This window comes from Allokutzneria oryzae (genome assembly GCF_042429765.1).
Taxonomy (GTDB): domain Bacteria; phylum Actinomycetota; class Actinomycetes; order Mycobacteriales; family Pseudonocardiaceae; genus Allokutzneria; species Allokutzneria oryzae.
Genome location: NZ_JBHLZU010000027.1, coordinates 148,142 through 173,689, shown reverse-complemented (window position 1 = coordinate 173,689; position 25,548 = coordinate 148,142). Strand labels below are relative to the sequence as shown.

General features: G+C 65.6%; 20 protein-coding genes, 1 tRNA gene and 1 CRISPR repeat array. Of the genes, 10 read left to right on the top strand and 11 right to left on the bottom strand.

Going from position 1 to position 25,548, the window contains the following annotated elements; all coding sequences use genetic code 11:
- Window positions 1-257: 257 nt before the first annotated feature.
- Window positions 258-1,010 (top strand): hypothetical protein, encoded by a 753-nt coding sequence (locus ACFFQA_RS31510; RefSeq protein ID WP_377860242.1) that lies wholly within the window; start codon window positions 258-260, stop codon window positions 1,008-1,010.
- An 88-nt stretch (window positions 1,011-1,098) separates the two neighbouring features.
- Here the strand turns inward: ACFFQA_RS31510 and ACFFQA_RS31505 are convergent, their stop codons facing one another.
- Window positions 1,099-1,320, bottom strand: coding sequence for a type II toxin-antitoxin system HicB family antitoxin (locus tag ACFFQA_RS31505; RefSeq protein WP_377860240.1), 222 nt, complete (start codon window positions 1,318-1,320; stop codon window positions 1,099-1,101).
- A 308-nt stretch (window positions 1,321-1,628) separates the two neighbouring features.
- On the opposite strand from ACFFQA_RS31505, the gene ACFFQA_RS31500 reads away from it, so the two are divergent.
- Together ACFFQA_RS31500 and ACFFQA_RS31495 are read left to right on the top strand one after the other, a co-directional pair.
- Window positions 1,629-2,417, top strand: coding sequence for a hypothetical protein (locus ACFFQA_RS31500; RefSeq protein ID WP_377860238.1), 789 nt, complete (start codon window positions 1,629-1,631; stop codon window positions 2,415-2,417).
- A 459-nt stretch (window positions 2,418-2,876) separates the two neighbouring features.
- A CRISPR array of direct repeats spans window positions 2,877-4,247; the repeat unit is 28 nt; unit sequence CTCTTCCCCGCGCGAGCGGGGGTGGTCC.
- Window positions 4,248-4,314: 67 nt separating this feature from the next.
- Window positions 4,315-4,914, top strand: a complete 600-nt coding sequence (locus ACFFQA_RS31495; protein ID WP_377860236.1) for a tyrosine-type recombinase/integrase — start codon at window positions 4,315-4,317, stop codon at window positions 4,912-4,914.
- Between the two features lie 1,557 nt (window positions 4,915-6,471).
- On the opposite strand, the gene ACFFQA_RS31490 is transcribed toward ACFFQA_RS31495, so the two are convergent.
- The gene (locus ACFFQA_RS31490; RefSeq protein ID WP_377860234.1) at window positions 6,472-7,638 is read right to left on the bottom strand and encodes an NsdA family TPR-like regulatory protein; all 1,167 of its coding nucleotides are present in this window, start codon (window positions 7,636-7,638) and stop codon (window positions 6,472-6,474) included.
- A 557-nt stretch (window positions 7,639-8,195) separates the two neighbouring features.
- On the opposite strand from ACFFQA_RS31490, the gene ACFFQA_RS31485 reads away from it, so the two are divergent.
- Window positions 8,196-8,732 (top strand): helix-turn-helix domain-containing protein, encoded by a 537-nt coding sequence (locus tag ACFFQA_RS31485; protein WP_377860232.1) that lies wholly within the window; start codon window positions 8,196-8,198, stop codon window positions 8,730-8,732.
- A 27-nt stretch (window positions 8,733-8,759) separates the two neighbouring features.
- Here ACFFQA_RS31485 and ACFFQA_RS31480 read toward each other — a convergent pair whose 3' ends face one another.
- From ACFFQA_RS31480 to ACFFQA_RS31455, 6 genes are all read right to left on the bottom strand, one after another.
- The gene (locus ACFFQA_RS31480; RefSeq protein ID WP_377860230.1) at window positions 8,760-9,983 is read right to left on the bottom strand and encodes a pentapeptide repeat-containing protein; all 1,224 of its coding nucleotides are present in this window, start codon (window positions 9,981-9,983) and stop codon (window positions 8,760-8,762) included.
- A 131-nt stretch (window positions 9,984-10,114) separates the two neighbouring features.
- Entirely contained in the window at window positions 10,115-12,280 is a 2,166-nt protein-coding gene (locus tag ACFFQA_RS31475) for a cell division protein FtsK (protein ID WP_377860229.1), read from the bottom strand.
- On the bottom strand, window positions 12,277-13,116 hold the full coding sequence (locus tag ACFFQA_RS31470; RefSeq protein WP_446681696.1) for a hypothetical protein: 840 nt from the start codon (window positions 13,114-13,116) through the stop codon (window positions 12,277-12,279). The genes ACFFQA_RS31475 and ACFFQA_RS31470 overlap by 4 nt, the downstream gene beginning before the upstream one ends.
- Window positions 13,113-13,442, bottom strand: a complete 330-nt coding sequence (locus ACFFQA_RS31465; protein ID WP_377860228.1) for a hypothetical protein — start codon at window positions 13,440-13,442, stop codon at window positions 13,113-13,115. Before ACFFQA_RS31465 ends, ACFFQA_RS31470 begins: the two co-directional genes overlap by 4 nt.
- On the bottom strand, window positions 13,439-13,795 hold the full coding sequence (locus tag ACFFQA_RS31460; protein ID WP_377860226.1) for a WhiB family transcriptional regulator: 357 nt from the start codon (window positions 13,793-13,795) through the stop codon (window positions 13,439-13,441). Before ACFFQA_RS31460 ends, ACFFQA_RS31465 begins: the two co-directional genes overlap by 4 nt.
- Entirely contained in the window at window positions 13,792-14,073 is a 282-nt protein-coding gene (locus ACFFQA_RS31455) for a helix-turn-helix domain-containing protein (RefSeq protein ID WP_246843324.1), read from the bottom strand. Before ACFFQA_RS31455 ends, ACFFQA_RS31460 begins: the two co-directional genes overlap by 4 nt.
- A 168-nt stretch (window positions 14,074-14,241) precedes the next feature.
- Between ACFFQA_RS31455 and ACFFQA_RS31450 the strand changes: the two genes are divergently transcribed.
- Both ACFFQA_RS31450 and ACFFQA_RS31445 read left to right on the top strand, forming a co-directional pair.
- On the top strand, window positions 14,242-14,622 hold the full coding sequence (locus ACFFQA_RS31450) for a helix-turn-helix domain-containing protein (protein WP_377860223.1): 381 nt from the start codon (window positions 14,242-14,244) through the stop codon (window positions 14,620-14,622).
- A 183-nt stretch (window positions 14,623-14,805) separates the two neighbouring features.
- Complete coding sequence (locus ACFFQA_RS31445) at window positions 14,806-15,930, top strand: NsdA family TPR-like regulatory protein (RefSeq protein WP_377860221.1); 1,125 nt, start codon at window positions 14,806-14,808, stop codon at window positions 15,928-15,930.
- On the opposite strand, the gene ACFFQA_RS31440 is transcribed toward ACFFQA_RS31445, so the two are convergent.
- The gene (locus tag ACFFQA_RS31440) at window positions 15,889-16,464 is read right to left on the bottom strand and encodes an NUDIX domain-containing protein (RefSeq protein WP_377860219.1); all 576 of its coding nucleotides are present in this window, start codon (window positions 16,462-16,464) and stop codon (window positions 15,889-15,891) included. The genes ACFFQA_RS31445 and ACFFQA_RS31440 overlap by 42 nt on opposite strands.
- A gap of 117 nt (window positions 16,465-16,581) precedes the next feature.
- Between ACFFQA_RS31440 and ACFFQA_RS31435 the strand changes: the two genes are divergently transcribed.
- A complete protein-coding gene (locus tag ACFFQA_RS31435; protein WP_377860217.1) occupies window positions 16,582-17,388 on the top strand; it encodes a pentapeptide repeat-containing protein in 807 nt (268 codons plus the stop codon).
- 25 nt (window positions 17,389-17,413) lie between these two features.
- Here the strand turns inward: ACFFQA_RS31435 and ACFFQA_RS31430 are convergent, their stop codons facing one another.
- Together ACFFQA_RS31430 and ACFFQA_RS31425 are read right to left on the bottom strand one after the other, a co-directional pair.
- The gene (locus tag ACFFQA_RS31430; RefSeq protein WP_377860215.1) at window positions 17,414-18,676 is read right to left on the bottom strand and encodes a tyrosine-type recombinase/integrase; all 1,263 of its coding nucleotides are present in this window, start codon (window positions 18,674-18,676) and stop codon (window positions 17,414-17,416) included.
- Between the two features lie 83 nt (window positions 18,677-18,759).
- A tRNA-Leu gene (locus tag ACFFQA_RS31425) sits at window positions 18,760-18,836 on the bottom strand.
- A gap of 432 nt (window positions 18,837-19,268) precedes the next feature.
- Here ACFFQA_RS31425 and glgX point away from each other — a divergent pair.
- From glgX to treZ, 3 genes are read left to right on the top strand one after another with little or no spacing between them, the layout of a single operon-like run.
- Window positions 19,269-21,431 carry a glycogen debranching protein GlgX gene (gene glgX / locus ACFFQA_RS31420; RefSeq protein WP_377860213.1) on the top strand — a complete coding sequence of 721 codons (2,163 nt, stop codon included), beginning with the start codon at window positions 19,269-19,271 and terminating at the stop codon, window positions 21,429-21,431.
- Window positions 21,428-23,710 carry a malto-oligosyltrehalose synthase gene (gene treY / locus ACFFQA_RS31415; protein ID WP_377860211.1) on the top strand — a complete coding sequence of 761 codons (2,283 nt, stop codon included), beginning with the start codon at window positions 21,428-21,430 and terminating at the stop codon, window positions 23,708-23,710. The genes glgX and treY overlap by 4 nt, the downstream gene beginning before the upstream one ends.
- 11 nt (window positions 23,711-23,721) lie before the next feature.
- Entirely contained in the window at window positions 23,722-25,446 is a 1,725-nt protein-coding gene (treZ, locus tag ACFFQA_RS31410; RefSeq protein ID WP_377860209.1) for a malto-oligosyltrehalose trehalohydrolase, read from the top strand.
- The last annotated feature ends 102 nt before the right edge of the window (window positions 25,447-25,548 follow it).

Genomic DNA, 25,548 nt, shown 5'->3' with positions numbered 1-25,548 from the left:
GGCGATGCCCTCGACAGTCTGCAGACCGAGCTGCGAAAAAACGCTCGCCATTAAGATCACCCCAGTTCACGACGATCAATTTCATTGAGGATGCGCCTAAGGCGCAGCGACCCCTGTTTGTAGTTATCCAATTGCAGAGGGTTGCATTCCACGCTGCCAGGTTACTCTTTTTGGGTTGTTCGAGCGAGGACGAGCTCCCTGTTTACGTATAGCGCAGTAGGGGGCAACCGGTGCTGTTAACGAAGGAGGCATTGAGCGTGGACAACGAAGACGCGCGGTCGGATCTGGATGTTATCGAACATCGATTCCTTCAACTGGTCGCTCAGCCGAACGCACTCGCGCTCGACGGCGCGGTCCTCGGCTGCGGCGTCCCGCCCCGGCCGCAGTCCTTGGACCTGCTTCGAGACCTCTTGCTCCAACCGCGGACCACGTGGTTGACCAAGGACGCGGTGTGGCGAGAGCTCGTCCGCCGTGCCCACGCAGAGCCAGATCCGTGGCTGACCGCGGCGGCAGGGATGATGTGCCCTGGCCTAAAAGGCATCGCCAGGAAGCTGGGTCCACGGTACCCGCACGGCAACAAGATCGATCTCCACTCGGAGATCCTCGTAGGATTCTTTGAGGCGCTGGACATTGCCGAGCCAGGCCAGCCCAGGGTGTACTCGCAGTTGTATTGGGGCGCTTTCCGGCGAGGCCACGAGCTGTGCAATCGGGAGAATCGCAACCTTCGGCGGATCGCGCGTTTCGAGGAGGTTGACGAGCTTGGCGATGGCCATTGGCGACGCAGTACGGTCGGCAACGCCGACCTGCTCCTCGCTGGCGCGATACTGAACAATGTGCTGACCAAGGATGAGGCGGCGCTGGTGTCGGAGATCTGTCTCGATGGCGAAGAACCAGGAGCCGTCGCCAGCCGCCATGGCCTGAGTAAGCACGCTTGCGACAAGCGGCTCGCGCGAGCAGAGCGCAAGTTGGTCGGTTTTCTCAACAGTCGCATCCCCGATTTGGCCGCATAAGCACCAGCTCTCGCAAGTTGTGGGGGCCGGGTGTGTTACGCGAGCACACACCCGGCCCCCGGCCATGAGGTTCAACAGCGCAGGGCACTTATGTCAGGTAGGGGACCTGGAACGAGGTGACCAAGAGGGTGGTGGTTATCTGGGCGGCCACGTCGGGAACGTCCTCCAGGTACAACCCGACGGCCTCACTCAGGTTGTCCAGCGCCTCGGAGATCGCCTGGCCTTGGCTGGTCACATCGACCTCCAGACATCGTGCGACATACCAGTCCTCTTCCTGGCGCATCGCAGCGGTGAAGTTCCGAGCGCTCATACAGCCCCAGGGCAGGCCAACGCACCATCACCAGCGGATGTGGGCTTGGTGCGCATCCTGTTTGTGCCCCCGGAGCGACTCGCACAGCATCTACACGAACTCATACCAGCCGTGAGCTGCGCCTTTCCGCGACCATCGGTATTGATCGGCGCCGCCGCCGTCAAGGTGGTGATGCCCCGTGATGGCTTCCATGCCGCGCAGGCCCGCGCCCTGGACAGAGCTAGACGGTCTCGCACCTGACCAGCGGTTTTCGAGCGGCGTACTGGTTATCAAGAGCAGTCGCGGGTCGACGCCCTGGGCGGTCTCTGATGGCCACTACGAGCCTCAACCAGCTGACTGCCTCGCAGCTCGATCCGGCTCGCGTCCTCAGGGCGGTCACGGTGACCGTGGGCGTCGTCGTCAGACTGACGTTTCTGTTCGGCTTCGGCAATGTCCTGAACCTTGCTCTTCGCCTCTGGGGCGCTCCGCTGGTCGCCCCCGCGGTTGATCTGTCGATCCTCGGACTTCTGCTCGGCATACGGTATTTGTCGCTCGCAGGTGCCCCCGTGGACCAGCTGCGGCCAGCTCGACGGTTGCTGATCTTCGCCAGCGGTGTGACCTTGGCGTTGAACGTGGCAGCCCCGGTCTTGGCGGGTGCGTACGGGAAGGCGGCATTCGATGCCGTTGGACCGCTCCTGTTGATCGGTTGGGCTGAAGTGGGCCCCGGCTTGTTGCGGGCAGTTGCCGAAGCCAGTTCGTCGGTGGGTGTCGATGGCGCCTGCGTTGCACAGCCAGGAATGCAGGCGTCGGAGGGGCCGGAAGCCCGCACAGCTCGCCGGGACGCCGACCACCCCGCAGCCAGCGGGCGGAAGCGCGCTCGGCCCACTGTCCAGAAGCGGTCGCTGGAAGAGCTCTTGCAGCGGGCACGAGAGGAAGACGCAACTCATCGCGCAGCTCACCAAAGGCCGATTGCCGCGACCACCTTGCGCGCTCGGCTGAACATCGGCGCTACTCAGGCACGAGAACTCGTCCAGACCGTTCGTTCCGAGTTCCAGGCACAGGTCCAAAGCGAGCAGTCTCGATACCAACTGCGACGACATGACGTCGCTGTTGGATAGCTCGCGACGGTGGTCCACCGTCTCTATACGAGGCTGGACAGTCCAGTTGGCGGCCATCCCGCGCCTGGACCGGACTTCCCTGGCTGGCCAAGCGAGAGGCCCCACATCGCCGCTCCCAGTTGAAGCGTGTGGTAGGCCCCCGCCACGACCCGACATCGGGCTTGTCGACGGCATGTGAAAACTGACCCCGGCGTGCCGGACAGGGGTCAGGATTCGACCGCCGCTGACACCGTTGACGCTGGAGCGCCGGAAGCCGCTGCGGATGAGGGGACGTGACTGCGTCGGTGCTCTGCGTGAGAGAAAGCCCCTTTTCGAGGCCGTTCCCAACCGTTGTACGCCCGGTGACCACAGCGCGATGCCGACCCAGCACTCAACGGCCGCGATCCCTACCGTCCCTACGATGGCTACAAACCCATGCAAAATAACGGACCCAGCCGCCAAACCTGCAGTTCAACAAGTCTCTTCCCCGCGCGAGCGGGGGTGGTCCCACCACGGCGAACCTGACCAGGGCGACGATGTCCTCTTCCCCGCGCGAGCGGGGGTGGTCCCGGGTTGTGGGTGGTTACTTAAGTAGTTCTAACCTCTTCCCCGCGCGAGCGGGGGTGGTCCCCAGACCTGCCTGAGTCCGGCGCCGATCCCCGACTCTTCCCCGCGCGAGCGGGGGTGGTCCCTGCTCGCGGGTCAGCCCGGCCCACTTCAACGTCTCTTCCCCGCGCGAGCGGGGGTGGTCCATTGGCCGCAGGGGTGTCTCTCTTCCGGCGGGACTCTTCCCCGCGCGAGCGGGGGTGGTCCCACATCTTCAGCCAGGCCAAGATCGTCGCGTCGCTCTTCCCCGCGCGAGCGGGGGTGGTCCCGGGAGCACCCGGATGTCGATGTTCGGCCGCTGCTCTTCCCCGCGCGAGCGGGGGTGGTCCACCCACCCGTGAGGACGTCGATCGGGGCCACCTCTCTTCCCCGCGCGAGCGGGGGTGGTCCGTTGCAGGCGGTGAGCCAGACCGGGGACGGCCGCTCTTCCCCGCGCGAGCGGGGGTGGTCCATCGAGCGGCTCCAGCGGGAACGGGACATCGAACTCTTCCCCGCGCGAGCGGGGGTGGTCCCGTGACGTTGTCTCCGACTTCGCGGCCCTTCATCTCTTCCCCGCGCGAGCGGGGGTGGTCCCGCGTATCGAGCACCGGTCTCGGGGTCCGTGGCTCTTCCCCGCGCGAGCGGGGGTGGTCCCGGCTCCCGTGACCCACGTGTTCTCGTCGAGCGCTCTTCCCCGCGCGAGCGGGGGTGGTCCGCAGCCTCCGAGGCGGGCCCAGAACTTCAGCGGCTCTTCCCCGCGCGAGCGGGGGTGGTCCTCCCTTGGTGACGATCGCGACAAATTCGTCATCCTCTTCCCCGCGCGAGCGGGGGTGGTCCGTTCGGGAAGCGGTTGAAGGCGGAGTTCGTGGACCTCTTCCCCGCGCGAGCGGGGGTGGTCCGATGTCCGCGCTGCGCCTGGCGACGTGGCGTGCCTCTTCCCCGCGCGAGCGGGGGTGGTCCCTAGCGGTGTACCTCCAGGGCCAGGGCCTCAGACTCTTCCCCGCGCGAGCGGGGGTGGTCCCGACGGGACCGTGCCGTAGGACGGGCCTGGTCGCTCTTCCCCGCGCGAGCGGGGGTGGTCCCGACGGGACCGTGCCGTAGGACGGGCCTGGTCGCTCTTCCCCGCGCGAGCGGGGGTGGTCCCAGCTGCTGAGACCGAAGCGAATCGTTGATCGGCTCTTCCACGCGCGAGCGGGGGTGGTCCCTGCGAACACGTCGACGACGAAGTCTGCGAGCTGCTCTTCCCCGCGCGAGCGGGGGTGGCCCGGTGATGGGGGGTCTGCGAGCAGCGCGGTGCCCTCTTCTCCGCGAGCGGAGGTGATCCGACCTGGGCTTGCCCGGGTTTCATCTGCTCGCCTACCGGGGACCGCGGCGTGGCGAAGCCTGCGGGGCCCGGTGGTCTGAGCTCAGCGCGTCGCGGCAATCGCTGCGGATCGCCAACACGATCCTCACCCTCGGCCCGGACCTCGTCTTCGACACCCCGAAATCCGACTCGGGCTTCCGGGAACTCCCCCTGGACGCCGACACCTGCCTTGTCCTCCAGGCACATCGAGAGCACCAGAAGGCGCTACGCGCGAAGGCCGGAAACACCTGGCGCGACCACGACCTGATCTTCTGCACCGATACTGGCGAGCCGCTGGACCCGAATCACGTGTCGAACCGGTTCCAGGACTGGATCGCCAAGCTCGGCCTACCGCCGATTCGGCTGCACGATTTGCGACATGGAGCGGCGACGCTGGCCCTGGCGGCCGGGGTACCGATGAAGGTGGTGCAGGAAATGCTCGGCCACAAGACGTTGGCGATCACGTCAGACCTCTACACCTTGATGCTGCCACAGCTGGGCATCGACGCCGCGGAGAGCATCGCCGCAGCGGTGCCGCGCACCCAGTCCCGCACCCGTGAACACACCCAGGATCGTTTCAGGGCTCGATGAAGAGCAGAAAACAAAAAAACCGCAGGTCAGAGCCATGATCAAGAGTGCCCCCGGTGCGACTCGAACGCACACTGGACGGATTTTGAGTCGGCTACGTAGCCAGGCAACACGCCGTCGAACTGGGCAGAGGCACCATAGGTAGGTGCGAAGTGCCGCACCATGGGCATGGATTCAAGGGGGTTCATGCCCACACCCATGCCCATCAGCGTCCACTATGGACACTACGCAAAATCAAGATCAAATTCTCCTTGCGGCCCGTGACGCATGCCTTACCGGTGCGGACAGGCACCCAAGCTCACTCACTAGCTGCAGACGCTGCATCCCCCACACCCAGGACGTCTCAAGACTGGCCAGACCGCTAGTCCAAATGGATGACGATCCGGCGCTATCCACCCTTTTCCAGAGGACCACGATCCCCGACGAAACCGCAGCTCAGAGAGCTTCTCAACCATAATCGAACCATAATATTCACACGATGTGGTTTAATACATGGTGGACTACTGTCTCTCTCGTTGCACGACTTGGCACCGCTTCGGGCCGCGAAAGCGCCTCGGACAACCAGGAACCTAATGCCAGACGAGAGAAGACACCATGACGTATCCATCTGATTGCCTTTATCACTTTGGCGACAAGGTGATGGTCCGCTGGGATTCACCCAACCAATGGATCCCAGGGCGCGTCATTAACGCTAGCAAATTTAGCCACATCAAGGTTGCCATCAGCCTGCCTACAGAACACTACGTGCGGAATGGCCTACGCGTACTGCCCACCGGAACGCCAATCTACGCAGATATCATCCGAAACGACATTCGGCTACACTCACCCGACCCCAAATGGGATCCTTTTTCGATAGAACCATTTCTCACCCCTGCGCAGTACAGAATACTTGGCGGGTTTCCAAACTTTGCAATGCCTGGAGTGCCTGGCCTGACACATGTTGGGGCTTACATTCCGGGCTACTACTACTCAGCCGGAGATCCAGTATGGGTTTGGGAAAACGGCTGGCGCCGCGCCGAAGTCTTCCAATCAGAGAATTCCTGGATCAAGGTTCGATACTTGCCCGGATACAGCCATCCAGTACGAGGAACCACCAAGGGCTATCGACCTCCGCAAGCATGGCCAGCAATCTGCGACTATCCACTCCCTGTCACTCGACTAGTTGTCGAAGGTCGTTGGGGCAGGCGTCCATCCGAAGACAAGATACGCTGGATTTCAGAAAACATGCGAGTCAACAGCCCCGTATAAAGCAGACGCATTCACACAAATTTGATTCACTCGCAGTACCGGTAGTGCGTCGATACTGTCAAGTAGAGCAGATTATGATTGTCAACTACACGCTCGCTAACATCCCCTTCTTGCCTCCACATTTTCATCGACAGCAGAGAATGCGAACCAATCCGTAGTTTGGTTTCGGCATGTGTAAATTTTGGATAGAAGCGGTCGAGAGCGTCGGCAAGTATCTCGACCGCCTCGGCGTCACCAAAACGCGCGAGCGTATGCCCGCATCAACGATTGCTGACCGTTCGCCTTAGTAAGTCCACAGCGAAGGCACACAAGCTATGCGATCGCCGCGGCGAGGGCACGCATCCGACGCTGCTGACGGACGGACCCAATTTCGGCGGCCAGCTCGCCCGCGTGGCTTGCCTGCCGACGCGCCTCGTGAGGTTCGCCGATGGTGACAAGAGCTATTGCGAGGTCAACCCGTAGCGCCGTCTCCGCTCGCGTGAATGAGGAATCGAGTCGTTCAAGCGCGCCAGTCAACACATCGACCGCGTCGGGATCGGCGAAACGCGCAAGCGCGTGACCACGCCAACGCGCAAGGTGGACAGCGTCGAGTACCACATATGGACCGTCAACATTCGTCGTCTCGCTCGGAAGCAAGGCAGCTGCTTTGTCGAATGCTCGAAGGCTCTCGTTCTTCTGGCCAGCGGCCGCGAGTGCTTCACCGTGAGCGGCGGCGAGCCAGGATCGCAACAGCAAAGGAGCCGAGTTTCTTGCCTTGACTCGCGCCGTACTCAACAGCTGGACGGCATCGGCCGCTCTGTCGACGTCGAGTAGAACGAAAGCCTGTTCTGCGATGACGTGCACTTCGAATGCCACCTTCGCCGACTCGGCGGCAGCCACACGACCGCGGTCGTAGTATTGCCAGGAAGCAGCGGCGTTGCCGAGATCGAGGGCTTGCCATCCGGCCAACGTGGACAACTCGGCCAACAACACAGCGAGTTGAGTGCGCACATCGGGCGCAAGGCTATGCGACATCAGGCGCGCAACCTGCTCCATCTTCACGCGGACTTCATCGTGAGCGACAAGCGCCCCCATCTGTCGGTCGAGGCGACGGATCGCGGATAGCTGTTCATGAAGCAGCTCAAGTACGCGGAGGTCGACTCGCCGCGAGGCGTTAAGCATTTGGCGCAACTCGACACCAGAGTCATCTTCCTGCTTATCCGCAACGGGAGCAGCTAGCAGTTCGCCAATGCTCATGTCGAAGATGCGTTCCAAGAGTCGAGCTGTTGCCGGTCGAACGGGTCCGAGTGGCGTTCCGTCCGAGCGCCGCCCGGCCGCGAGGCGCTGTAGGTGGCGAACGCTGAGGGTGCCGGGCTCCGCGTGTTCGCGAGCGAAGGTCTCGGCGTACTCGACGAACTCTTCGAACGTCTGCCGACGCTGCCTGATCAGCCGTTCCAGCACGGTGCGCGGCGGCTTCGTCGGCCCACTCCCCTGGGTCATCGCCTGGTCCCTCCACTGTGGACAGGTCGTGTCTGAGTCGCCGCTATGTCGTACGCAGGTCGTGTACAGCCCCGGAGCGCTTACAACAAGCTTATATAAGTCTGTCATGGCTGCGTGCGGCCGTCACGGACCGGTCCGGCGAAGTCATCCGCGCCCGCTCGACTATCGCCGGACCTCATCACGGCTGGGGTCGAGCTGTGCCCCGACCACCTCGGCCCCAGCCGTGGCCAACGCGAACGCGTCCGGGGAGGGAACCACCGTGCTGCCTCGCCTGTATTCGGTGTGGGTGACGTCGCTCGATGACGGCGTTGACCATGCGGTGACGGATGAAGAGATGGCAGCTGGGATGGCGCACACAGGCGAGTACGTGACCCTGTGCGGCGCGCTGATGTTCGCAGCCCCGTTGACGTGTGCGCCGCTTCCGAAGTGTCCGCGTTGCGCGATGTTCGTTCGCCTAGGCGCAGAGTTGCCCGGTCTTGAGGCTGCGCCACGGCATCGCCGTCCCGGGCCGATGGCGCGCTTCTGGCTATCGCTGTCGAGCTACGTGAGAGGAAGTCGTGTCGGTCTTGACGGACAGTCCTGAGCAACCACCGAACGAGCCTGCTTCGTACTGCGCCGAACTCGGTGGGCTTCTGCGGGATCTGCGTGCCTTGCGCGGTATGCCTCTCCGGAAGACGGCGGCGGCTGTTGGGGTCAGCGAAAGCACGTTGAGCCGGTACGAGGTGGGGGCACGGAAGCCTCCGTTGACGGTGTTGGTGAAGATCACGGCGTTCTACGAGATCCCGTTCTTCGTGCTGCTGCTGCTCTTTGCCAGGGCGACGTCACCAGAGGCGGTGCTTCCCAAGGGCGAGCAGGCGGTCTTGCTGTGGGCGCTGCTGCGCTATGACGAGGCGATGCCTCCGCAGGTCCCCAGCGACGAAACGACGGCTGGGGACGGGTCTCCCCGTCCGCCGGAGGACTCGGCGAACGGGGCGGACGAGGGTGTTTCTGGCGATGGGGACGGGTTGGCTGTCACCTGTCCCACCCGTCACGACGGGCCGTTTCCCCTGTTCGAACCCGTTTTCCGGCCCGTCACACCGCCTGAGACGGAGTGACGGGTTCCCGGGACAGCTGGTGACGGGCTATGTAGACATCATCGTTCCGTCGAACTCGATACCGAAGTGCGCGGCGACGCCGCGCCAGTAGCTGTCCGAATCCCGCAAGTCGTCGACAAGAACGATCTTCGGGTGCCGATCTGGCTGCGTTCGGAACGAACAGCCCGCGAGCAAGCCCGCCGACACCTCCAGGTCATCGGTGACGAACGTCCCTTGCAGGTCGCTGTCAGAGATCATGACCAAGGTGCACTTCCCGCCACGAAGCACCAAGCCGTGGTCGAACTGGCAGTTATGCGCCGCGAAGCCTCGTGACGAATGACCGCCTAGGTCAACCTCGCCCCGGAAATCGCAGCCAATCAGGGTGACAAGACCCAGGAAAGCCGCGCCCGAGAGGTCCGCCCCAGCTTCAAAGGTGCAGTCGATCAGCGCGACGCTCTCGCTGAAGATCCCATCCGCGAAGACCGCCCGGTCGTGGAACCGCGCTTTGACGAAACTCGCGATGTGGGTCACCCGGAGTCCGCGGAAGTCCGCAGTCCCGTGCACGACCAGCTGTTCGCACCACAGGCCGCGCACTGCGAGGAACCGAAGGACCGGATCGACCAACGTCGCGCGAGACAGGTTCAGAACGAGGTCTGGCCAGTGCTTCTCGCCCACCTTCCGCTTCTCCGGGTCGCCCAGGTGCTCCCAGAACATGCCCTGGATCGTGTAGCGCACCTCCAACTCGGCAAGTGCCTCGGCTGCTTCCGGGGATAGCCCGGCGCTGGACTTCGACCACCTCTTGCGGTCGGCCGGCGGCTCGTAGGGCAGGCGGAGGTAGGAGCAGAAGACGTCGATGACGGTCTGCCGGTGCCCCGCGTGTTCCTGCGCGATCCGTTCGAGCGAGTAGATCGCACCCAACCGTACGGCGGCCTTCTCGTGGCCCAGCTGCTCGATCGCCTTGTTGTACTGCTCGGTGATCCGGCGCTCCGTGCTGTCGTTCACCGTCGTCTGGGACACCTCGCGCTGTAGCGCCAGCGTCTGCTCGGCCGAGCGCTGGCGCCTCGTCGCCAGCCACAGTGCGAACAGGCCGCCTGTGCCGATGCCGACGCTGAGCCCGATGCGCACGATGTCGAGTAGCCCGGCCAGGCGCTGCGGGTCGGCGCCATCGGACAAGTGCACCAGGAAGGTAGTCAGCCCGACCGTGACGGCCACGGCGACAGCGGCCCACAGGAACACCACGAAGGGGCGCAAGACCGGGTCGGCGGGCTCCACGGCGGAGCGACAGGACGGCTTCACGCCCCGCAGGATGCCGGATCGCCACGGTTGACCGCCGCAGACCCGCAGTAGTCCGACAATCTTCGGCGCGCGGGCTGCTGACCTGGCAACTCATTCTGAACTGATCACTACTGGTCATCGCCGATCACCTCGCCGTCAAGGATCGTCCCGTCTCGGTAGGCGTCGATTGCGGCGCGGATGTCGGCGGTGAGGTAGCCCCGGACTTGTCGCGTTCCGTTCTGGGTGGGGATGCGTTCGCGGGTGGGGCGACAGCCGAGTTCTCCCATCTGCCGCCCGAACCCGGTCGGCTCAACCTCCAGTGCCTCAACAAGTTCGGCCGTGGGCACGAACGCGCGGACGTCCGATTCGAGGTCATCGGCGAGATAGTCCACAACGGACGCCAACGGCTCCGGCAACTCGACCATGTTCGCCGGTTCGGCGACGGTCACCGATGCGGCACCGAGGACCTTCGCCACGGCAGCGTGATCGAGCACCGGGACGGAGTCCTGTCCGGTGGCGTGCCCGGACAGGGTGCCCGCCGCGTCCCGGAGCACGCGTCCGCGTTGGCAGATCGTCTGCCAGTCCTCGTTGGGCATGTAGTAGGTGCGCACCGTCATCGCGAGGACGTCGGCCCCCGCTTGGGTGTCTCCGTCCGGGCGCAGGATGCCCACTCCCTTGTGGGACGGCAGGAGGCGGCTGCTGTCGTAGCCCCGGGTGTTCATCTGCTCCCCGAGCACGATGTTGCTGTCTCGCCAGTCCATCACCCGCAACGCGAACCGCGACCCCAGCACCGCGCGGAGCCCGGACGGGATCGTCTTGCTGTCCGGGCGCTGGGTGGCCAGTACGAGGATGATTCCGGCCGCTGGTCCTTTCTTCGCCAGCCAGGTCAGCAGCTCGCCGATGTACTCCCCTGCTGTGAGCTTTTTCCCTTGCACCACAACGGGTGTGCGGTCCTCTAGGGGTACTTGGACTTCGTCGATGAAGATCGCCGTCACCGGCATGTTCAACGACCGGTCGCGGGAGATGCCCGGGGTGATCTTCGACTCCGGGCACACCACATCGTCCAACTCGCGCATCCGCGCGTAGCGTCCCTGCACTTCGCTGACGAGTTCTTCCAACCAGTCCTTCAGGGCCAGGATGTGTTCGGTGTCGTCACCGGCCAGGAAGCGGTGTGCGACCTGTTCGGCCGCACTCCAATCCTTACCAGCCTTGAAATCCGCCACGTACAGCCGAACCCAGGCGTCCAAGATCAAGGCCGCGGCTGCCAACCGTGTCGCGAATGTCTTGCCCTGCCTAGGAATCGCCCCCACCAACAGCGACGTCCAGATCAGCGGGAGGTCGATCCGCCGATCCCTCGCGTCCCGCCCGAAGGGCACCGGTCGCCACGCATCCCAGTGCGACACCCCGAGCAGCGGGGTCCGCAGCGGCGGTGCCGCGTAGGGGTCCTCATCGGCGACCCACATCGCCACTCGCCCGGCGTGTCCGCCCGCACCGCGCACCCGCTCGACGATCAGTTGGACTTCGTCGACCGCGAGCGCGGAGGCCAACGCTTCCCGGTTCTTGATCACATCGGTGGCCTTGCGGGTCGCGGGCAGGTCCACCGTGACCGCCCACCCTTCGCCGATCCGCTTCGCGCGCTCGACCAGGCGCAGGGTCTCGTCCTTACCGATCAGCTTCGCGTCCCGAAACGCATCCACCAGGACTTGCGGGTCCATGGTCCACGTGAGCGTCCGGGGACCGGCCAACACCGCCTTCCGTCCTGGGCTGCCGTCCTTCCGTCGTCCCAGGATCGCCAAGCCAACCGACACGAACCCGGCGGCGGCCCAGAGCACGGTGGGGCCGTAGACGAGCAGCGCGACCGCGCCCAGGAATGGGACTGCCACCACAACGGCGGCGGTGACCTTCCATCGGAACAAGGTCAGCTCGCGGATCTCGGTGAACTTGTCGGCAAGCTTCTCGGACTGCTCGGCAGCGTCGCGGTAGTCGGCGACCTTCACCCACGAACGCCACAACCGCACCGCGACCACCACCCCGCGCACGACCGCCCCGAGGAATCGCAACGGCGATCGCAACACGGCCACTACGCCCACCTTCGCGGCGTCCTTCGCGTGGCTGCGGTCCTTCAACGCCGTCGGGACACGCGGCGAGTGCAGCCACCACGCCCGCAAGCGTGCCTTCCACGAACCCCGGATGGACGCTGCGGTGTCGTTCACGAACTCGCCGTCCAGCACCGCGCGGACCGGCAACGAACCGTGTTCGCCCGCGTTCACGGCGACTTCGTTGTGTTCGTTCATGGGGCGTCACCACCCTCGGCCGATCCCGCGACCTCGGCGGTCAGCACAGCAGCCAGGCGAGAGGACAGACCACGCGAGCACCCGGTGACCTCACGAACCCACGCCGGGGTCACCATCACACCCGGGCACCACGCCGCCCGCGCCGTGGTCAGGTACTCCGCGAACGACGTCCGGCGGTGGTCACCGCGACCGCGTCGCGCCGGACGCCGAGCGGGTTCATGAACCTCCACCCCGGCGTTCATCGCGGCGTGCGGCACGGTGCGGTGGTGGGCTTCGGTGAACGCTGCCGTCACCGCGTCGGTGAGCTTGTCCCGCAGATCCGTGACCGCTTCGGCGGCAACGAACACCACCAACGGCGGAACTGAATGCAGCACCACCCCCGCCACCGAACCCGCCGCATAGGAGGCCCAGGTGTTCATGACGTAGGTCGCGGCCAACGTGAACCACTTCGCCCGCCGCACCCACGGACCCGTGGCGACCTGGTAGCGGGCAGTCACCTGCTCCGCCCGCAGAATCGCCAGCAACACCAGGGACACGGTCGGGTCCAACAGCCACGCCGCCAACCACGGCAACGACCACGCCGAAGATCCGGCGGCGGCGAACTGCTGCACGTTGGTCATCGTGAACGCCAACCCGAGCACGATCCCGGCCCAGCACAGGCGATCGACCTGCGTCCGCACTCGCTCAACCCGCAGGGCAACCACGTCCGGGTGGGACTGGTGGGCTCGAAGCTCAGCGGCTTCGGCCGCTTCCCGCGCGAGCATGTTCGCGGGGGTGGCGGGTGGCCGCCCGAAGGCGGCCACCCTTTCCCACACCCGCACACCGGGGGTGGTCATCGCCGATCACCCTTCCGGCTCCGACTCTCCACAGTGGTCACGGTCAGAGCGCGGGTGAGCGTGTACGCGGAGAACAACGCGGGCAACCCGAGCACGACCAGCAACAGCACCGTGTCCGCCCGGTAGGTGATCGCGAGCCACTGCACACCCACGATTACCCCCGCCATCACCAACACCCGGCCCGTCAGCGACAACAGACGAGCGCTCTTGCGAGCCGTCTCCGCCGCCGCCTTAGCCTTGCGGGAACCGTTGCGCCACACCAGGAACAGCGCCAACATGACACCCAACCCGGCGCACAACTCCAACGGCGTCAAGGTGAACGTCATGACGACGGCCCCCCGTCCTGCTCCGGCGAGTTCGACCGCCGCGCGAGCCAGATCGGGTACACCGCGCGCCTGTCTTCCTCGCACAACGCACCCCACACGCCCAGCGTCACCGGCCCGGCGGTGCGGAACTCCAACTCCAAGCACTCGCGACGCACCGGACACCCCGCGCAGATCCGCGCAGCCAACTCTCGATCGGTGAGGTCGTCACCGGTCCACTCCGGCTCGGAATCGTTGGCGTAGAGCCACATGCAGGCCCCATCACGCGTGACGATCTCCTCCAACACATCGGTAGGAACATCGGCGTAGCGGTCCAACTCGGCCGCCAACACCTCGAAGAAGTCATCCGGGTTCACCACGGCGCACCCCCGGTCACACGCGCGACCTCACGCGCCATCCGCCGCTCAGCGGCGATGCGTGCGACGTCCACGCAGCCACCTGACTCGGCGGCGTCAGCAATCAGCTTCTCGAACACGGCGGCGGGCACCACGTAGCGAGTGCGCACCCGCACTGCGGGGAAGGCGTCCTCCCGGATCGCTCGGTAGAGGGTCGCCGGGTCCACGCGCAGAATCCGCGCAGCTTCCCGGACTGTGTAGAACGCCGGAGGACCGGCGTTGGGCATGGCTGTGCTCATGGCGGGATTCCCAAAATTAGAGTGAAAGCTTATTTAACGGGAAGAAGCGCTTATATAAGCGCCCTCTTAGGCAGGGGAGTCCCAAAACAGCGCGCAAAGCGCGGCGCGGGCCCCCGGAATCGCGTGATCCGGCTAATCTCGGCGCTGAGGCGGAGCGCGGAGGAATACGTGTCCCAAGACTGGGCGACGGTCGCGAAGGCGATCAACGAACGACTGACAGAACTCGGGTTGCGTCAGCGCGAACTCGCGGAACGTTCGGGCGTATCCCAGGCGATGATCCGCGAAATCCAGTACAACACCGCCCAGCGCCGTCGCGGCTCCCGAACGCTCGAAGCGCTCTCGCGGGCGCTCGACTGGCACCCACAGCACCTGGCGTCGGTCCTGCGAGGACACCGGCCGCCCTCGGTGGATGAGACCGATGACCCGGTGGCCGACCGCCTGGCGGCGATCCAGGACAGCATCGATGAGCTTGCTGAGCGGATCGACCAGATGAACGCCAACCTTGCGATGGTGATCGACCATACGAGCCCCGACCGCAAGCGGCAGTAGAGGCTCTGCAGGCGGCGACGCCTGTAGCTCTTTGGCGCCCGTTGTCGGGTCGGCTGTGTTTCCGTTCATGACTCAAGGAAACGGCAGTCGAGTGCGTTTCTACAGTTGGCCGCGGTTAACCCCATCTCCGTTAACCACGAATAACCTCGCAGGTCAGAGCGGTTATCCGGTCGGAGAAAAATGATGGGTACGACCAGGCTTCAGGCGGTGCGCAAGCAACTCAACTACTCAGCTGACTCGGTGATCCGCTTGCTTCGCGGTCGAGCTGAAACGCTCGGCTTGTCGGTGATGTCGCCGACAAGCCTGAAAACGAAGCTGTCGCGCTGGGAGAACGGCCACGAACAGGTCAGCCTGCCTCACTACCGGCGGCTGTTCCGGGATGTCTACGGCCGGACGAACGCCGAACTCGGGTTCCCGGATGAGCCGGAGACCGAGGAGGCCACGGAGCTCCGCACGCGGCTCAAGGTCGCGCGAAGCGTAGACGCTGAGACCGTCGAACTGTTCCGCCGACAGGTCGACCACGCACGGCACGTCGACCGCAAGTTCGGCGCTGCCTCGCTACTCGACCAGCTTCGCAGCCACATCAAGCAGGTTGAGGACCTGCTCACCTTCGGCACGCTCAGCGGGCAACGCGAAGCACTCGCCGGGGTGCTCACCGAAGCGTCCACATTGGCCGGTTGGGAAGCCCTGGACCGTGACGCAGCAAGCCAGTCATGGGCGCACTACGAGCGCGCGAAGTCTGCGGCGCGCGAGGCCGGTTCGACCGAACTGCTCGCGCACGCCATCGCCGAACAGTCGTTCGTCCTCGTGGATATCGGTGAGACGGCACTCGCCGTCGACCAACTTGCCGAAGCGCGTGCGCTCGCCGAACACGGTGCTCCCCCTCTGCTGCGTGCATGGCTGGCGGCTGCGCACGGCGAAGGGCTCGCCACGGTGGGCCAGAGAGCCGATGCGTTGCGCGCGTTCGACACCGCAAGTTCGTTGCTGCCCAACGAGGTTGTGCATCCTCAGCTGCCGTTCCTGTTCCTCGGTGGCGCGCACCTCGACCGCTGGCGCGGCAACGCCCTTGCCAAGCTCGGTGAGCCAGACGCGATCGACCAGCTCACCGATGCCCTGCCTCGCTTGCCAAAGGAGTTCGCTCGCGCCAAGTCTCGAATCCTGGTCGATCTTGCGTTCGCGTACGCCGCAGCGGGTGACCGGGATGCCGCGCACAGCCATGCCAGGCAGGCGCGGCAACTCTGCAAGGAAATCAAGTCCGACCGTGAGCTACGGCGTCTCCGTAACCTTGTCCTGCCCGGTGCCGCGTGACGCGAGGTAGTGCAGCAAAGCCACAAGCGTCCCCGATCCGAGAAGTTCCTGCCGTTGAGCCAACTCCGGCACACGGCTAAGCGGTACCCACTCGACACGGCCAGCTTCCTCAGTGTCCGTCGGCTCGCCGACGTGCTTGGCCGCACGCCACAGGTACACGTCGACCGGCGCGGTAACTTGACCGGGCAGCGGCTCGAAGCTGATCAGGTGCTCCGGCTCGCCGACAGGTTCCCAACCACTCTCTTCGGCCGCCTCGCGCGCCGCCGTGACGGCCGCGTCTTCGCCGTCATCGACCATGCCGCCAAGCAGTTCGTAGCCCCACTGCTCGGTGGCGAACCGGTAGCGCCACAACATCAGCGCCCGGTCCTGGTCATCGACGATCAAGGCGATGGCGATGCGGGCGAGATGGACCACGTGGTAGTCCCACCGCTCGCCGTTCGGGGCCTCAACGTCGACCAACCCCACCTGTACCCACCGGTTGTCATAGACCAACCGCTCGCCGAAGGTCTTCCACGCGCCGTGTTCCTCTGTCACAACCGTAGAGTACTTCTGCCGCATAGCCCCGGGCACACAAACTCCACGCTACGCTTACGTAGCCATAACGATTACAAGAAGTCCATTGGATACACATCTTTGAGGAGTTAAGTGGAAATGGATGTCGACCGTCAGATAAACAATACCTTAAAGGGGGAAGTGACAGGAACAAGCATTCAAGCCGGAATAATAAACGGCGACATTCACGTCTACGAACGGCAATATAAAGAAGAGTTTCGAAGCCTGAAAGGGTACATTCCCCCTCTCCTGTCATCCACGATTGAAGACCTATCGAGCAGTAACCCTTTTGTTCGAATCTCCGCAGTGGAGCATTCCGACGAGATCGGACAAGAGAACCCCGAGCTACGACAGGCTGTCATTAATATCTTCTGCGCATACCTTCGCCTCCCCCGCCTGGGAATAGATGCTTTTAATTCAGGCCAACCAGACAAGGAATGCAGGCAAGAAATTCAGGTTCGCTTCGCGATACAGGAATGCATTCGGAAGCACCTCTCGCTTGAGATTACCGCAGAGAGGGGACCTGATGGCTACTATCCACCTCAAGAGCAACTGAGGAAATTCCTCTGGTCAGACATGTCGCTCAACCTGAGCGGTGCCACATTGGTAGACTTTGACCTATCTGGATGCTCGATCGACGAGGTCAACTTCAGAGCAACTCGATTCATTGGCAATTTCGCAGACTTCAGAAGTAGCATTTTCTATGAGCGCCCAAAGTTCGACCTCGCTCAGTTTAGGTGCCCCGCGCAGTTCTCGTCCGCATACTTCAATCGCGGAGCGTCACTTAAGGAAGCCCAATTCTACTGTGCAGCATCTTTTCAGGAGGCTTACTTTACTGGTCCAATATACTTCGACGAAGCGTACTTCACCTACGAGCCACTAATCAAGGACTGCAGGTACTCATAACTTTCTCAAGGTCCCTCATCGGCCACTACGGTCGCCTATTAATACGTTTAGGCATGCGGGAGCCAAGCACCTCTGCGGCTTTGCGATCAGTGGCAGCGACCCAGGCTGCATAGACACGCAACGTCGTCGCGCCGCCCCCACCATGCCCAAGACGACCAGCTACGGTACGCAGGTCGATTCCGGCAGACAGCAGCTCCGTCGCCGAGTAGTGACGTAGCGCGTGTAGGTGCGTGTCGATACCGAGTCGCGTCGCCATGTCCTTGTATCGCTGTGTCACAGCGTTGGGTGAGTATGGCTGAGTGTGATCCGGCGTTCGGGTGCCGCTAAAAACGAACAGATCATCGGTGAACTTGCGGCCGAGTCGGCGCACGCGTTCGGCGACTCGGTCACGCTGTTCCTTCAGCAGCACGACGGTTTCCGTGTCGAGGGCGATGCGGCGGTTCTGGTGAGTCTTGGTGTCCTTCTCCTTGCCACCGACCCAGTTGCGGCGGAGGTCGATCACTTCGGCGTCGAAGTCGATGCATGAGAAGCGCAGTCCAACGAGTTCGCCGCGACGCATTCCGGTCGTCATCACGAGCCAGACGAGCGTTCCCCAGTCGTCATCCATGCGGAACGCCTCTTCGGCGAGCTTCGCGGCCTCAGCGGATGTCGGCGGATCGGGCTCCGGCGGCTTCTGCTTTGGGCGGCGTGCGATTCGTGCGGGGTTGCTGCTGATCCAGTCCCAGCGCTCGGCAGCGCCCAGGGTTCCGCTGATGATCGCGTGGATCTGCCGAACGGTGGATGCGGCCATTGGCTTGCACTTGTGGGCGCGGCACCCCTTGGTCACGCAGTCGTGCTCCCCTACGGCCTTGTGCGCCTCGATGAAGGGCTTGCCGTCGCATCGTGTCCGGCAACGCCGCAGCTCCGTGTAGAAGCTCTCCAGGGTGCGCGCGTCGAGCTTCTTGACCGCCACGTCGCCAATCGCCGGACGGATGGTGCGCTCGATGTAGCCGTCGTACGTCTTGCGCGTGCTGTCCTCGATCTCGCTCACGCGCATCCACTCATCGAGCGCGTACCCGAGCGTCACGGACGACGACACCGAGCGCTGGCGGAGTACCTGAGTGCGGAACTCGGCGAGCTTGTTGTCCGCCTTCTTCCACGCGGCTTCGTCGGTGCCGTGGATGGTGGCGCGCAGGTAGACCTGCTTGCCGGTGACGGGGTCGATGCCTGAGTAGAGACGGACGCGGAGCGCTCCGTTGCGCTCCTCGATGTTGCCTCTACGGCGGCTGTCAGGGCGCGTAGCAGCCATGACACCAAGGGTACTCATGCCCACAATGGTGCCCAAAGATCAACTAAGTGGATCTTGATTCGGTAGTTTTGCCTGGTGAGGCGTGGTGCCCCCGGTGCGACTCGAACGCACACTGGACGGATTTTGAGTCCGCTGCCTCTGCCGATTGGGCTACGGGGGCTTGCCGTGGAGCAGTCTACGTGGCGGCGCTGATCATATCGGAACGCGGGGGTGGGGTGGGGCGGGGACGAGCCTCGGGGCGAGAGGTGGCCTGCGCGCCAGACGAGCTGACTGGGAGGCACAAGATCTACCACTTCGGGGACCAGCGCGTGGCCCATCTCGGTCTGCGGGCGTACAGGGCGTCGGCGGCGGCGGCCCTGGTTGCAGTAGGAACACCTTGTGGCCTGGCCGGGGTCGCTGACGGCGATGTCGGCGGGCTGGTCGGCGGATCGTGGCCGTGGTGGATGAGGCCGGCGGGGCTGCGGCGGAGGACCCGATCTGAAACGATCACGATCGGGTGGCGTTTACCTGATCGCCTCCAGTGGTAACTACCGGCTCGGCTGGTCTGGCGGCAGGCTCAGGGAGCCGAACCACGCACCGACGAGGAGAACACATGCAGCCGTGGCCGGGTCAGGCTTATCCCTTGGGCGCGAGCTATGACGGCGCCGGCACCAACTTCGCTGTGTTCTCGAACGTCGCGACCAAGGTCGAACTGTGCCTGTTCGACGAGGAGGGTGCCGAGACGCGGGTCCGCCTCCACGAGGTGGACGGGTTCGTCTGGCACGGGTACCTGCCCGGCATCGCGCCTGGTCAACGGTACGGGTACCGGGTGCACGGGCCGTACGAGCCGGAGAACGGCCTGCGGTGCAACTCCTCGAAGCTGCTGCTGGACCCGTACGCGAAAGCCATCGACGGGGACCTGGAGTGGCATGAGGCGCTGTTCGGGTACCGCTTCGACGACCACGCCGAGTTCAACGACCTCGACTCCGCGCCGTATGTCCCGAAGTCCGTGGTGATCAACCCGTTCTTCGACTGGGCCGACGACCGCGCCCCGCGGACGCCGTACCACAGGTCGGTGATCTACGAGGCGCACGTGCGCGGCATGACGATCAACCACCCCGACATCCCGATGGCGCTGCGCGGCACCTACGCGGGCCTGGCGCACCCGGTGATGATCGACTACTTGACGCGGCTCGGGGTGACCGCCGTCGAACTGATGCCCGTGCACCAGTTCATCCCGGAGCACTCGCTCGTCGAGCGCGGGCTGACGAACTACTGGGGCTACAACACCATCGGCTACTTCGCCCCGCACGACGCCTATGCCGCGCAGACCACGCAGGGCAACCAGGTGCAGGAGTTCAAGGCCATGGTCCGGTCGCTGCACCAGGCCGGCATCGAGGTCATCCTCGACGTGGTCTACAACCACACCGCCGAGGGCAACCACCTCGGTCCGACGCTGGGCCTGCGGGGCATCGACAACACCGCCTACTACCGGCTCGTCGAGGACGACCAGCAGTACTACATGGACTACACCGGGACCGGGAACTCGCTCAACGCCCGTGACCCGCACACGTTGCAGCTCATCATGGACTCGTTGCGGTACTGGGTCACCGAGATGCACGTGGACGGGTTCCGCTTCGACCTCGCGTCCACGCTCGCGCGGGAGTTCTACGACGTGGACCGGCTGAGCGCGTTCTTCGACATCGTGCAGCAGGACCCGATCATCAGCCAGACCAAGCTGATCGCCGAGCCGTGGGACGTCGGCCCCGGTGGCTACCAGGTCGGCAACTTCCCTCCATTGTGGACGGAGTGGAACGGGAAGTACCGGGACACCGTCCGCGACTTCTGGCGCGGGGAGCCCGCGACGCTCGGCGAGTTCGCCTCGCGCATCACCGGCTCGTCCGACCTCTACCAGGACGACGGGCGCCGACCGTTCGCGTCGATCAACTTCGTGACCGCGCACGACGGGTTCACGCTGACCGACCTCGTCTCCTACAACGAGCGGCACAACGAGGACAACGGCGAGGACAACAACGACGGGCACTCCGACAACCGGTCGTGGAACTGCGGGGTGGAGGGGCCGACCGATGACGAGGCCGTGAACTCCTTGCGGCAGCGGCAGTTGCGGAACTTCATCGCCACGCTGGCGGTCTCCCAGGGTGTTCCGATGCTCTCGCACGGCGACGAGGTCGGACGCACGCAGAACGGCAACAACAACGCGTACTGCCAGAACAACGAGATCAGCTGGGTGGACTGGAAACGGGCCCAGGAGCACTCCGACCTCTACGCCTTCACGTCCTCGGTGATGGAGCTGCGGCACGCGCACCCCGTTTTCCGCCGGCGGCGGTTCTTCCGAGGACGGCCGATCCGGCGCGGGGACGAGCTGCGGGACATCGCGTGGTTCACCCCTTCCGGACGCGAAATGACTGATGAGGACTGGGAGTCCGGCTTCGGCCGGTGCATCATCGCCTTCCTCAACGGTGAGGGGCTGTCCGATCGGGACGAGCGCGGTGAGTGGGTCACCGACGACTCGTTCCTGCTCTGTTTCAACGCACACGACGGGGAGATCGAAGTGACCGTGCCCGACGGCGGCTACGGCGAGGAGTGGGCGGTCGTGGTGGACACCGCGACCGGCGAGGTCCACTCCAGAACCGACAACGGGGTGCTCGGCATCGGCCAGCAGCACACTCGGCCAGAGGAGGCGCGGACAGTGCTCGGCGGGGCTCGGCTCACCGTCGCGGACCGGTCCCTCGTCGTGTTGCAGCGCACCCGATGAGCGCGGCACCCAGCTCGACCTACCGCATGCAGCTCGGTCCTGGCTGCACGTTCGCGGAGGTCTCGGAGCTCGCTGAGTACCTGAACCTGTTGGGGGCAGGGGCGGTCTACGCGTCGCCGGTGCTGCAGGCCGCGCCCGGCTCCACCCACGGCTACGACGTGGCCGACACGACACGGGTGTCCGAGGCGTTGGGCGGGGAGGACCAGCGGCGGCAGCTCGCGCAGCGGCTGCGGGAGCTGGGAATGGGCTTCGTCGTCGACATCGTCCCCAACCACATGGGCGTGGCGAAGCCGGAGGCCAACGCCTGGTGGTGGGACGTGCTCAAGCACGGCCGGGAGTCCTTGTACGCCAAGTACTTCGACATCGACTGGGGTCGCGGCCCGGTGTTGCTCCCGGTGCTCGGTTCCGACTCCGCTGAGGACGACCTGCGTGTTGAGGACGACCGGCTGGTGTACTACGAGCACGTCTTCCCCCTCGCCCCCGGCACGGGGGGTGGCTCGGCGCGGGATGTGCACGCGCGGCAGCACTATCGGTTCGTGTCGTGGCGGCGGGCCGCGGGCGAGCTGACCTACCGGCGGTTCTTCGACATCAACGAGCTCGCCGCGGTCCGGGTGGAGGATCCCGAGGTCTTCGCAGCGGCGCACGCGGAGGTGCTGCGCTGGGTCGAGGCGGGCGAGGTCACCGGGCTGCGGATCGACCACCCGGACGGGTTGACGGCTCCGGGCGCGTACATGCGGCGACTGCGGCAAGCCGCTCCCGGCGCGTGGCTCGTCGTGGAGAAGATCCTTGCGCCAGAAGAGGAACTGCCGCCGTCGTGGCCCGTTGACGGGACGACCGGCTACGAGGCGCTGCGTGAGGTCTGCGGTGTTTTCGTCGATCCGGCAGGTGAAGCCGGTGTGACCGCGCTCGCCGCCGAGGCCGGGGTTCCGGTGAACGTGCACGACGTCGAGCGCGGATGCAAGCGGTCAGCGGCGAACGTGATGCTGCTGGCCGAGGTTCGGCGGATCGCCCGGCTGCTGCCGGATGTTCCCGCTGAGCTGGCCGAGCCGGCCGTCGCCGAGCTGCTGGCCGCTTTCCCCGTGTACCGCAGCTACCTGCCCGAGGGCGACGGTCACCTCCAGGCCGCGTTGGACGCGGCGAGCGCGGTCCGGCCGGAGCTGGCGGTCGTGATCGCCTCGATCGGTGAGCGGATGCGCGCCGAGCCGGAAAGCGAGCTGACGCAACGGGTCCAGCAGACCTCCGCGATGGTCATGGCCAAGGGCGTCGAGGACACCGCCGGCTACCGGCTGACGCGGTTCGCCGCGCTGAACGAGGTCGGCGGGGCCTTCGACCGGTTCGGAGTCGATGTCGCGGAGTTCCACGCCAAGTGGTCCGCGCGCCAGGCCGGTTGGCCGGACACGATGACCACACTGTCCACTCACGACACCAAGCGTTCCGAGGACGTTCGCGCACGGCTCGCGGTGCTGAGCGAGATCCCCGGTGAGTTCGCCGCGGCCGTGCGGCGGTGGAGCGCACGGCGGCCGTTGCCGGAGCCCACGCTGAACCTGTTGGCGTGGCAGACATTGGTCGGCGCCTGGCCGATCGACGCGGACCGGCTCGGCGGCTATCTGGCCAAGGCTGCCAAGGAAGCGAAGCTGCGCACGACGTGGGTCGACCCCGATCCGGCGTTCGACGAGCAGGTGCGGCAGTGGGTGCGTGCCGTGCTCGCGGACACCGAGCTGGTGGCGGACCTGGAACGGCTGCTGGAGCTCGTGCGGGTGCCGGGGTGGTCGAACTCGTTGGGGCAGAAGCTCCTTCAGCTCGCCGGCCCCGGTGTTCCCGACGTGTACCAGGGCACCGAGCTGTGGGACTACTCGCTGGTCGATCCGGACAACCGGCGGCCGGTGGACTTCGACGCGCGGCGGATGCTGCTCAAGCGGCTGGACGCGGGGTGGCTGCCGGACCTGGACGAGCGGGGGTCGGCGAAGCTGCTCGTGACCGCGCGGACGTTGCGGTTGCGGCGCGACCGGCCGGAGCTGTTCGGCTCCTACCGCGCGATGCGGGCCGAAGGGGTCGCGGCGCGGCACGCGGTGGCTTTCGCGCGCAGCGGCGGGCTCGTCGCGGTCGCGACGCGGCTGCCGGTCGGCCTCGCCGCTGCGGGCGGCTGGGGCGACACGCGGTTGCCGCTGCCCGACGGCGAGTGGACGGACGCGATCACCGGTCGCGCAGCCGGTTCGCGGGCCCCGCTGCTCGCGGATCTTCTCGGCACCTACCCTGTCGCACTGCTCGTCAAGGACTGAGGGGGAACGGCGTGGGTGAGGTTGCGGTCTGGGCGCCCGAGCGCGAGCGCGTCCGTGCGGTGGTCGGCGACGCGACGGTCGAGCTGCGGCGCGGGCAGGACGGGTGGTGGCGCGGCGAAGCACCCGCCGAAGGCGACTACGCGTTCCTGCTCGACGACGACACGACCGAGCAGCCCGACCCGCGTTCGCCGTGGCAGCCGAACGGCGTCTTCGGGCGGTCTCGGCGCTACGACCACTCCGCGTTCGCGTGGAGCGACCAGGACTGGACCGGGCGTGCGCTTCCCGGTTCGGTGATCTACGAGCTGCACATCGGCACCTTCACCGCCGACGGCACCTTCGACGCGGCGATCGAGCGCCTGGATCACTTGGTGGAGCTGGGAATCGACCTCGTCGAGGTGCTGCCGGTCAACGCCTACGACGGCCCGCACGGGTGGGGCTACGACGGCGTGCTCTGGTACGCCGTGCACGAACCTTACGGCGGGCCGGACGGGTTCAAGCGCTTCGTGGACGCGTGTCACCGGCGCGGGCTCGGCGTGGTGCTCGACGTGGTGCACAACCACCTGGGGCCGTCCGGGGCGAACCTGGAGCGGTTCGGGCCGTACTTCGCGGGGCAGAACATCTGGGGCCCGTCGCTGAACCTGGACGGGGCGGGCTCCGACGAGGTGCGGCGGTACGTGATCGACAACGCGCTGGGCTGGCTGCGGGACTTCCACCTCGACGGGCTGCGGCTGGACGCGGTGCACGCGCTGGTGGACCGGCGCGCCACCCACCTGCTGGAGGAGCTGGCCGAGGAGGTCGAGGTGCTGTCGGCGCACCTCGGCAGGCCGCTGGCGCTGATCGCCGAGTCCGACCTCAACGACGCCAAGCTGGTGACCTCGCGGGAGGCGGGCGGGTACGGGTTGAGCGCGCAGTGGAGCGACGACCTGCACCACTGCCTGCACACCGCGATCACCGGCGAGCGGCAGGGCTACTACGCGGACTTCGGGTCGCTGGAGTCGCTGGCGAACACGCTGCGCGGGGTGTTCTTCCACGCGGGCACCTGGTCGTCCTTCCGCGGTCGCACGCACGGCCGCCCGGTGGACACGCGGCGCACGCCGGGCCACCGGTTCCTCGCGTACTCCCAGAACCACGACCAGATCGGCAACCGGGCGACCGGGGACCGGCTGTCGGCGACGCTCTCCCCCGGCCTGCTGGGCTGCGCCGCCGCGATCGTGCTGGGCTCGCCGTACACGCCGATGCTGTTCATGGGCGAGGAGTGGGGCGCGAGCACGCCGTGGCAGTTCTTCGCCTCCTTCCCCGACCCCGGGCTGGCCGAGGCCGTGCGCACCGGGCGACGCCGCGAGTTCGGCGAGCACGGCTGGGGCGAGGCCGAGGTCCCCGATCCGATCGACGTTTCCACATTCGAACGTTCGAAGTTGCGCTGGGACGAGTCCGAGCGGGGCTGGCACGCCGAGCTGCTGGCCACCTACCGCGCCCTGCTGCGGCTCCGGCGCGAGCGCTCGGAGCTGACCGATCCCCGGCTCCACCTGCTGCGGGTGGACTACGACGAGGACGCGCGGTGGCTGGTGCTGCACCGGGGATCGCTGCGGGTCGCGTGCAACCTCGGGGCCCAGCCAGTGGAGATCCGCTTGCCGTCCGCCGAGCGCACGCTGCTCCGAAACGGTGAAGCGACGATCACAGGGGAAACGCTTCGGCTGTCAGCCGAGTCTTTCGCGATCGTGAGCACCATTCGCTGAAAACACCCGTATAGCACCGCGATCACGCACTTGTGCAGGTAGCGGGCGCGGTTGGTAAGAAGTCGAATGGGCGGGTAGTTTCGCCCGGTCCGCGTTTAAGGC